Origin of the sequence: Aminobacter niigataensis, from assembly GCF_014200015.1 — a bacterium.
GTDB lineage: Bacteria > Pseudomonadota > Alphaproteobacteria > Rhizobiales > Rhizobiaceae > Aminobacter > Aminobacter niigataensis.
Genome location: NZ_JACHOT010000009.1, coordinates 68236 through 77427, shown reverse-complemented (window position 1 = coordinate 77427; position 9192 = coordinate 68236). Strand labels below are relative to the sequence as shown.

Below are 9192 nucleotides of genomic sequence, written 5' to 3'. Positions count from 1 at the left end.
GAAATGGCGTGTACCCCTCGATGCCGCCGGCCACAGCGCAACCCCATGTGATACAAGGGTTCCCACTGTTTCGGAGCGGCGGTACAAAGGGGACATCACCGGGGACATTTTCACAGCAGATCGCTCCCGCCGTTTTCCATCGCCTCGGCGAGCCCAGGCGAGTCCTGATCACGCTGATCGTAATCGGCGGGTCCGCTGTCCCTGGCCTTGATGATGCCGCGCACCGGCCGGCCCGTGATCCAGATATGCGGGCTCGAGACCCCGATGATGCGATGGTCGATGAGGCGTTCTCGGGCGCGGCGAAGCCCCGTTTTCAGACGCTCCCGCCATTTCACGGCGTCGTTGCCGTCGTCGGGGTTCAGCGCTTTGTAGGCCTCCTTGACATGGGCGTAATCGACGACGCGCACGATCGATGGTGGTAGCGCGAGCAGCGGCGACGGCGCCTCCCCGCGTTCGCCGAGCGCCTTGATCAGCGCCTTCAGGAAGATGGAGTCGTTGGCTGAAGCCTTGAAGCCCGAAGAGATGAGGTCATCGCCTTCCTTGTCCGCTGGTGGGGTCACCACACATGATGTCACCGACTCCCCGTACTCGTTGCGGGCGACCTCGATGGCCGGAAGCACGAACTTCCAGGTCTGCCCGGCTTCACCCTCGGACTGCTTCATCACCTTGGCCTGGCGGATCACCCGCTGGTTGGCGTCGCGGAATTCGCCGAGGGCTTTGTCGCGAAGCACCGATATCGAGATCACGGTCTCGATGGCATTGTAGAGGACGAGGGAGCCGCGGGCGGATCCGAACGAATTCGAGTGGCCGATGACCCATATCCCGGCACTGCTACGATCGCGCAGACGCTCGTACCGATTCAGCACCGTGGAGACGTCTTTCTTGTCGATCTCGGAGGCGCCCGGTGTCGCCTTGTCGTGGGTATCGATGACGATGACGTCCAGGGGGACGTCCCAGCCCTTGGCGATCTCGGCGCATTCGGCGGCAAGCAGGTCGACGGTTTCTTCCGAGGAGAAGATGTCGATCCGCTTCGTCAGAACGGCGAATGGGAAACCCTCGAGGGGGAGGTCGAAGTGCTGCCGGAACGCCTGCATGCGGTTTTTAGCACCGTGACCCTTCTCGATGAAGCAGTAGATGACGCCGCCGCGACGGGTGCGGCGGCCCTGATATTCCATGCCCGAGGCCACATGGATCCCGCAGTCGAAGGCGGAGAACGACTTCCCGGACTGGCTTTCCCCGAACCACAGCACGGTTTCGCGCCGCGGTATCAGTCCGGCGACCTGGAATTCGTAGGTGCGATCCGATGGCTTGTCCTGATCCTCCCAACGGATCAGCCCGAACTTCGACCGGAACGGTGGGGTCAGGAATGTCGTCGTGGCGGCCTCGAAGGCCTCGAATGGTTCGATAAAGACAGGGACATCGTTCATTGGCCGGCCCCAAGCTCGAGGTTGAGGTCAGCGAAGTCTTTGCCCTGAGGCGCCATCGATACGAACACCCTGCGGCCGAGGTTTCGGTATCGGCGGCCCGCCACCATGAGGCGGGCCCTCGTCATCGCGGGGTCACTGTCGCCGTCGCCGATGAGGACGAGCTCGCGGACCTCGTCGGGGAGAACGACGCCGGGGCGCTCCATATCGGGGATCCCGTTGGGGACGCGCTTCGAGTGATCGCTGGGATGCTCCGCGGACCCCATGGCGGAGCCCGCAAGATTGCCCAGCGAGACCGCAGCGGCAACAGCGACGTCATCGATGCCGCCGAAGCCTCCGGAGAACCAGGCCTGCGAGGTCTCGATGCCTTCGCCCATCGCCAGACGTGGACCCAGCGGGGAGAGGCGGATCATGCCGCCGCGCTGCTCCCCGAGCACCTTCTTCGCCTTGTTGCGCCGCTGATCGCCAGGAGGTGTGAGCTTCGCCGGCCGGTCGGGATCGAGATAGGTGCGGTGGAGCCCGATGATGTCGCCACCCGGGTTGCGGATCGCGGCTATCATGGTCGGGAACGTGCCGAGTTCGACGGTGTCGTCGGCATCGGGGTTTGGCCAACCCCGATAGGTCAACGCGGCGACGAACCTGATATCGAACGTCCAGTGTTTGACGACCCTGAGGCCACGTGCCGCCAGATAGGCCTCGGCATGGGTGCCATGGATCGTTTTCCCGTTGTCGAAGATCCGTTGCACCGACGTCATCGTTCGCTGTTTCTCGGCGAGCTCCTGGGCCTCCCATTCGGCGTTGCGCTGCTCGATGGCTCGGCGTTCCTCCGTGGTGACAAACCCGACACTCCCACCGAGATATTCGACGGCCTCATGAAAGCTCTTTCCCACGAACTCATTCAGGAAGGTGAAGTGGTCGCCGCTGACCCCGCAGCCGAAGCATTTGTATCGGCCACGTTGATCGTCGATTTTCAGGCTGCCTGACTTCTCATGATGGAAACAGCAGACCGCCCATCGGGCGCGCGCACTGCCCTTGGACCTGATGCCATAGGTCTCGAACACCTTGGACAGCGAGGTCCGCGACTTCAAAACGTCGAGTTCGGCGGGGTCATATCGCTGCGACATCAGAGCATGCGCTCCTGCTTTTCCGGAGCGGGGACGTGGTCGGCCCTGATGGCTTGCGGCGACCATTTTTCGAAGTCGGCCGCGATCTGATCGAAATTCACGGGATGCTGGGCCCGGAAATCAGGGGTGTATTCGCATCTCACGAACTGGCCCTTGACGGCCCCATGGGCAAGCCAGCGCCCGCTGTAGATCCAGCGGCCGGGATCGACCTCGAGATGCTTGAAGTCGGCTCGGGTGACGTAGCCACGTCGGTCCAGGAGGATAATGAGCTTGATGGCCTTGACCTTCCAACCCGAGAGCTGGACGGGTGCCGAGGCGCCCGCGGTCACATCAGGGATATAATCGGGGAGCGCGCAGCGCTTCGCCGGGCACCAGTCCCGCCATTTCCTGTCCTGGTACCAATGGTCGCCGACCTTAGGGAGATCGGGCGACATCTTTCGGCGTACCATGGGGTGCCAGGACTGATAGAGGGCTTTCGACGCCATTTCGATGATGGTGATGTCGAGGAATTTGCAGACCGCGGCGAGGCCGCCGGAGCATCCCCATGGCACCAGCACGGCGCGATATTCGGGGTGCTCGCCATCGGCGTGCCACCAACTATCATGTGGCATCACTTGCTCGATGACTTTGGCGTTCAGGGCAAGCTTGGCCTCGATGCCGATCTGCACGCCATCCACATCGCGCGCAAGCAGGATGTCGAAACCGGCGGTCTCCGGGTATGCGGTCCATCCCTCGGGCAGCTGCGAGATGAAAGTGGCGCAGAGTTCGGCCTCTGAACTGAAACGTGCTTTCTCGCTCACCGACGCTCGACCTCGATCTTGCGGCCGCGCCTGAAGATCGCGCCGAACTGTTCTTCTGCCTTCGAGCGCATCGGGGATGCCTTGTCACCACTGCCGACGATGTCGCCCTGCAGATGTGATCGGAGCGCCCGCCAGGCCATGGCTTCGGCCTCGAAGGCGGTTGGGTAGATCTGGGCGATGCCTTTGATGCAGACCGATTCCCAGGCTGCCTTGTGGACTTTGCGGAACTGACCTTCGAAGCCGCCCATGACAGCAACAGCGCGTGCGTTGACCTCGTTCATTGCAACCACCCGCTTGCCGGGGTGGCGCTATGAGATAAGAATGAGTGCCGACAATTATGGTGCGGGCGGTTCTTATGAAACTTGGGGGATGGCTGCTCGGAGCGGCCGTTGTAGCAGGGTTGGCTGCACTTTCGTCTGTGCTCCCCCTTACATATGCTTGCGCTCACTGGTGGAGTAAGTCTGACTTCACGTGCGTCTCGCTCGAAATCCTCAACATCTGGCAGACGTATGTTTCCGGTCTTCTGGCGCTGGGGGCGGCGTTTGCTACCATCGCTTACGTTCGTTTCCAGATGGATCAATCCGAGAAACATCGACAGGATGACTACAGGCGGCAAGATGAAGCCGTGGCCGCCACTTTGACTGCCGATCTGCTGGATACCGCCATGCGTATCAAATACGTTACTCTGGCGAGCGAACTCGATCCGCCAATGTCGGCGACGGCTCGCACGATGGTCGTGGAGGCTGCCAAGATTTCTCCCTCCCTCGCAATTGCACTGCATCAGCATTGCAGCGAGGTTGGTAAGTTCGAATCTGAGCTGAAGACTAGATCTCCTGAGGCGGCAGGAAGGTATATGACGCTCATGGAGAGTCGAAAGCCTCTTGCATACCGAGCCCAAGTCCTTGCGCACATGTTCTCTGTCGCCGCAGCCCAGATACAATTGAAGCAAGGTGTCCTGGGACCTTTCATCACAAATTCGGATTTCGCTTCCATCATTGAGGCGTACGACGTCCAGGAGGCCGACCGCGGTTATATTGCCCACGTCATCACCACTACCGGTATTGATCATGCTTGACGTCATGATGGATCAAGCAGCCTCTTCCTCGTCGATCTCCGCAAAATCGGGATCTTCTTCGAGGGCTGGGGCAGCGATGGCCGGCCGCTCGCCTGGGCCGGAATAGGTTGGGGCACGAAGCTCGGGTGGCAACCAGCCGGTGCCGGCCACGTTCTCAACGGCGAAGTCAACGAGCTCCTTCTTCTTCAGCTTGTCGGCTCGCCTCGCCTCATCGTCGTTGATGGCTTCGCGGATCGCATCGATAACGAATGACTTCGAGACCCCGCCGAAGTAATCAGCGGCATCAAAGGTCTCATGGAGAGCCGCCGTCATGTTGTCGGCGTCAATGGCAGCGGCGAGCGCGGCCGGCGCACCGTCGAAAGCCTTATACTCGGATGACGAGACATGGAGGTCGACGGCGTTGCCAGCGATGCCGGCGGCAACAACGAACAGCTCGGAATCCGTCATTGCCTGCAGACGTTCGAGGGCATCCTGGAAGAGCTCGGTACCACGGAGCTGCTGGTAGCCCATGCCTTCGTGGCTGACATGAATCGGGCAAAGTCTCGCCCCGCTGTACATGTCACGCTTCGTCAGGAAGCCGGCGAGCAGGGCGATGAGCCCGAGACGCGGTTCGGCCTGCAATGCCTTGCGGGTGGCGAGGCCGGCCTGCGCCGACAGCCGCATCGCCAAGGCATTCGAGATCGTTGGGGCCGCCTTCTCTTTGGTGCCATCGGCGTCCGCGCTTGCCGCCTTCTTCGCGGCATGGGGTTTGACGACACCACGCTTGATGTTGAGATCGCCGTAGTGGCTGATGGTGAGGACGGCGCCGGCGCGCGCGAGCTGCTCCGGGGTCCACTGCCGCTCCGCAATCGCTTTCTGCAGTGCCGCCAGATCGTCGGCGGCACCATCGGTGCCCTTGGCCGCAGCCTTTTCGAGCTTCTTGATCGCTTTCTTTTCGCCGGCTGTGGCCTTGCCCTCGGCCGGTTTCTCGGTGCCCCAGGAATAGGTCCAGGAATAGGGGAGGTCATCGGCCGTCGAAACCCACGACCAGCCCTCGGCACGGAGACCTGTGAGGGTGGCCTCGATCTTGGCCTCGGCGACCTGAACCGCTATCTCGGGATCTTCGATGACATGGTTGTCCCCGAAGAGGTCCGTCGTCATCCGGCCGCCGGCGTCCGTGTAGGCCTCGACACCCGCGATCTTGATTGCCTTCGCGGCTTCATGATTGTTGGCCCCGAAGGCTTGCCGGATCGCGTGGGCATGCAGATTGTTGTTCTTGTGCAGCTTCGCGAACACGGCCTCCTGGGCCTCGATCGACGGCGCGAGCGTGAAAGCACGAACGCAGCCAGCGGGTTCACGATCAAAGGCACCCTGACGCCAGGCATCGAGGATGACAGGGGAGAGGCGACCAAGCGCCAGGATCTTCTTGACCCGCTGAGGTTCGATACCGAAGCGGCTCGCGATGGAGGCCTCGGAAAGCCCGGCGTCGACGAGGATTGTGAACTCCTCGAGCTGGTCGGCCTCATGCAGTGGCGCCCGCATGATCTGCTCCGCCAAAGCGATTTCGCGGGGATCGGCGATGTCGCCATCGAACTCGTCGCATGTGACCAGCCAGTCCGGGGCAAGTTGCCCCTGTTCGACGAGCAGCCTCATTGCGGCGAGACGGCGATTGCCGATGCCGACATAGAACGTTCTCGCGATCTCCTTCACCTTGGGCGGCGTGATCAGCCCGTGGGCGTGAATTGAAGCCGCAAGTTCGGCGATCTCGTCTTCCCGGCCGACACGCCTGGCATTGATCGGTGGCGTGGCTTCGTGCCCGAACCGGAGTTCGTTGAGCGGAATCATGCGAGAGGTCATGTGGGTGTCCTTTCGTGGGTACCTGGGGTGGATCTGCCTTGCCGGAAGTTGAGGCCGAGACGTTTGGCAACGGCCGCGACATTGGGGTACGGGCGCCCTATGCGGGCAGCGATGTCGATGAGCTTGTCGCCCCGCTCCGCTGCCTCAGTGAGCATCTGGTATTCCTGGTCGGTCCAGGCGATGCGCTGCTTCAGGCCGAGGTTGCTGGCCCGGGTTCGAACCGACGCGATCGGTTTTCCGAGCTCTTCGGCGATCTGTTTGACCGGCGTCTTCTTCTCGTAGAGGACACGAAGACGCTCGATCATCTCATGCGTCCAAGGATCAGCCGCCCGATTGAAATTGTTCTTCTGGGCGAACTTTAGGATCCCGGTGAGACCGCGGTGGAAGCCCGCTGCGGCCAGATCCGCGATGATCTCGCGGTAGGGTTTGCCCCCTTCGAGACCGGCGCGGGCGATGTCCTTTTCGGGCTCGGTCCAATAGTTGACGCGGTCGCGGGTGATGCCAAGGGCAATGGCGCGCATCTGAACGGCGACGCGGCCTCGATCATAACCGGCGTCCGACAGCAGCTGGACGATGTCCATGATCTTGACCTCGCGGGCATAGCCGTCAGCGATGATCTGATCCTCGTCATCCGACCACATCACCGAGGCCCGCACGCTCACGAACCCAAGGTCGCGGGCACGGGTCGAAACCCCACTGTTCGAACGACGCTTGAAGCCGGCAGCTTCAAGCCTGTTCACAATGTCGCGAACCGGCAGTTTCTCCGTGTATCCCTGCTTGATGATGTGGTCTTCGCGCTGGTCCCATCCTCGACCACGCGTGCCAGGCGCTCGATTCTCGGCCTGAACGGACGGGGCGGCATCGGGCACCTGCAACAGAAGGGCAGCAGCATCAGCCGCCGAGATCGTCGGCGGCGCGAGGACCTCGGGCGCCGCACCCTTGTGCCTGGACTGGACCGAACCTGCCTTGAACCTGATGCGACGCGGTCCAGCTATAGCGGGACCAATTGCCAGGAACTCGCCGTCGGAAAGCGTACGGAGCGCCCGGCTATGCCCGAGCGTAAACCCCAGCAGCGAGCCCGCCCGCTCGAGATCGCGGTCGAAGATCGTGCGGCCGACGACGACGTTGGTGGCCTTGGATACCACGGCCTTGGCTGTTTCGGCGATGCGCTGCGTCGCGATGATGCCGGCGATGCCACGTTTGCGGCCTCGGCCCATGAGGTCTGAAAGCATTGCGGTGGAGCGCTTGCGAGTATCGGCGGTGACGTCGCCGGTGTCGTAGTGCGGCGCCACGGTCTGGGCTTCATCGATGAGGACGAGAAGCGGGTGCCAATGCTGCTCCGCTACCGCGAGCAATCCTTCGGCGATGTCGGCGACGAGCTCGAGGCGATCCTCTGGGGTCGCATCGGACAGATCGAGGACGGCGCTGTAGCGGTGCTGGCGAAGATGCTCGGCGAAGGCATGGCCGCCGATCCGGCGGACATCAGCGGCCGAAAGGACCGCGACGTCGAAGTGTTCCTTCAGCGTCGAGAACTCGCCATCGGGATCCAGGAGAAGCTGCTGGACGCGGCCGAACGATTGCTCGAAGAGGCGGCGCAGCAGCATGGATTTGCCGGCGCCGCTGTTGCCTTGGATCAACAGTCGGCCGTCGATCAGCTTGGCGAGGTCGATGCCAACGGGTTCACCCTTCGAGGTATCGCCGATGCGGATATCGCCGGCACCAAGAGGACGAGCTGGTGCCGAGGTGTCGATGGTTACGACGTCGGCAGCGCCTTGCCTGGGTTCGTCACGAATGATCTTGACCGGCGATGGGACCCCGGATTCCTCGGCAAGAAGCTGGGCGACGAGCTGATCCGCTGGCGAGAGCTTCGCGATCTGATCGGGCTTGGGGAACACGACGCCAAATGCACGGCTGATCGGTCGTTCTGTGGATTCACGGACTTCGGCATTCATCATCTCAGGTCCCTTTCTGATCCCGAGTGGTGGTGAGGTTCCGGTTGTCTCGGCCGCTCTCGATCGAGGCTCTGGCGACCTGGTCGATGGAGTGCGGAACGTCTGCTGGTGCGACGCCGGCCCGCAGCCGGCGGGCAGCGACCCGCAGCATGGCGACACAGAGATCGGTGACGGAGAGCTCGCTCATGCGGCATCCCCGAAGAGGTCGAGTTGTGGTGCGGGTGGTGTTGGTGCCGGTACCGCGGGTTGCAGGTAGTTCGCGGGATCGTTTAGATAAGCGATGAGCCGGTCGCCGTGGTGTTGACGAAATACCAATTTGGAGGGGGTCGGGTATCGTCCCCATTGTTCCAAGGTGAGCGTATTGGCATGGCAAACATCGGCGCAGACTCCGCGCAAGCTGAGCTGCAGGTAGGCCATCTTGATACAGGGCATCGAGACGTCCCGTGCCGTGATCCATGCCTGTGTTTCGGGGTCGAAGCCGAGTTCGCGGATGCGCTCCGCTGCGGCTAGCGCAAGGGCGCCGGAACCCACCGCAGGCTCCTCGACTGTGATGAAGCCATTCTTCTCGATGGCTCGCTTGACGCTGTCTTCGTCAAGGATCATTTCGGCCGTGACCCGACACACTGCCCAGGGTGTGAAGAACTGGCCTTGTGCTGCGTTCAGGGATGCGACCTGGCCGGCTATGGGGCCGAGGAAGTCGTATTCGTCATCGATGCCGGCGGCGGTGATCGCGAGCAGCTCGGGAAACTGGGTCGGATACTTCTTGTCGGAGTTGATGACCTTGAGGTACCGGGCCTCGATGTCGTCGCGCTTCTTGCCGGGAGGTGTCAGCGGTGAGATGAAGGCGCAGAACGCAGCCTCAAGGAAATCGTGGAAGACGTCACGATGGGATCTGCTGCGGGCGAGATCATCTATCAGCTTCAGGAAGTCGGCGGCCGGCCCCTTCATTCCGGCCCATGGGTGCTTCTTGACGTGGGCCAT

The 9192-nt window shown here is 62.3% G+C and carries 9 protein-coding genes and 1 pseudogene; 1 reads left to right on the top strand and 9 read right to left on the bottom strand.

The window, feature by feature from the left end; genetic code table 11:
* Window positions 1-110: 110 nt before the first annotated feature.
* From GGQ99_RS23495 to GGQ99_RS23480, 4 genes are read right to left on the bottom strand one after another with little or no spacing between them, the layout of a single operon-like run.
* Window positions 111-1427, bottom strand: coding sequence for an AAA family ATPase (locus GGQ99_RS23495; protein WP_183264389.1), 1317 nt, complete (start codon window positions 1425-1427; stop codon window positions 111-113).
* Entirely contained in the window at window positions 1424-2548 is a 1125-nt protein-coding gene (locus GGQ99_RS23490; protein ID WP_183264388.1) for a DUF7146 domain-containing protein, read from the bottom strand. The genes GGQ99_RS23495 and GGQ99_RS23490 overlap by 4 nt, the downstream gene beginning before the upstream one ends.
* A complete protein-coding gene (locus GGQ99_RS23485) occupies window positions 2548-3348 on the bottom strand; it encodes a hypothetical protein (RefSeq protein WP_183264387.1) in 801 nt (266 codons plus the stop codon). The genes GGQ99_RS23490 and GGQ99_RS23485 overlap by 1 nt, the downstream gene beginning before the upstream one ends.
* Window positions 3345-3629, bottom strand: a complete 285-nt coding sequence (locus tag GGQ99_RS23480) for a hypothetical protein (RefSeq protein ID WP_183264386.1) — start codon at window positions 3627-3629, stop codon at window positions 3345-3347. Before GGQ99_RS23480 ends, GGQ99_RS23485 begins: the two co-directional genes overlap by 4 nt.
* A 74-nt stretch (window positions 3630-3703) precedes the next feature.
* On the opposite strand from GGQ99_RS23480, the gene GGQ99_RS23475 reads away from it, so the two are divergent.
* Window positions 3704-4423, top strand: a complete 720-nt coding sequence (locus GGQ99_RS23475) for a hypothetical protein (RefSeq protein WP_183264385.1) — start codon at window positions 3704-3706, stop codon at window positions 4421-4423.
* A gap of 12 nt (window positions 4424-4435) precedes the next feature.
* Here GGQ99_RS23475 and GGQ99_RS23470 read toward each other — a convergent pair whose 3' ends face one another.
* From GGQ99_RS23470 to GGQ99_RS23455, 5 genes and pseudogenes are all read right to left on the bottom strand, one after another.
* Window positions 4436-6259, bottom strand: coding sequence for a ParB/RepB/Spo0J family partition protein (locus tag GGQ99_RS23470; protein WP_183264384.1), 1824 nt, complete (start codon window positions 6257-6259; stop codon window positions 4436-4438).
* Complete coding sequence (locus GGQ99_RS23465; RefSeq protein WP_246389716.1) at window positions 6256-7551, bottom strand: ATP-binding protein; 1296 nt, start codon at window positions 7549-7551, stop codon at window positions 6256-6258. The genes GGQ99_RS23470 and GGQ99_RS23465 overlap by 4 nt, the downstream gene beginning before the upstream one ends.
* 141 nt (window positions 7552-7692) lie before the next feature.
* Window positions 7693-8211, bottom strand: a pseudogene (locus tag GGQ99_RS26450) (helicase HerA domain-containing protein); the annotation flags it as partial.
* A gap of 4 nt (window positions 8212-8215) precedes the next feature.
* Window positions 8216-8398: a hypothetical protein gene (locus tag GGQ99_RS23460; RefSeq protein WP_183264382.1), complete on the bottom strand. Its 183-nt coding sequence runs from the start codon at window positions 8396-8398 to the stop codon at window positions 8216-8218.
* On the bottom strand, window positions 8395-9192 hold the full coding sequence (locus GGQ99_RS23455) for an N-6 DNA methylase (protein WP_183264381.1): 798 nt from the start codon (window positions 9190-9192) through the stop codon (window positions 8395-8397). The genes GGQ99_RS23460 and GGQ99_RS23455 overlap by 4 nt, the downstream gene beginning before the upstream one ends.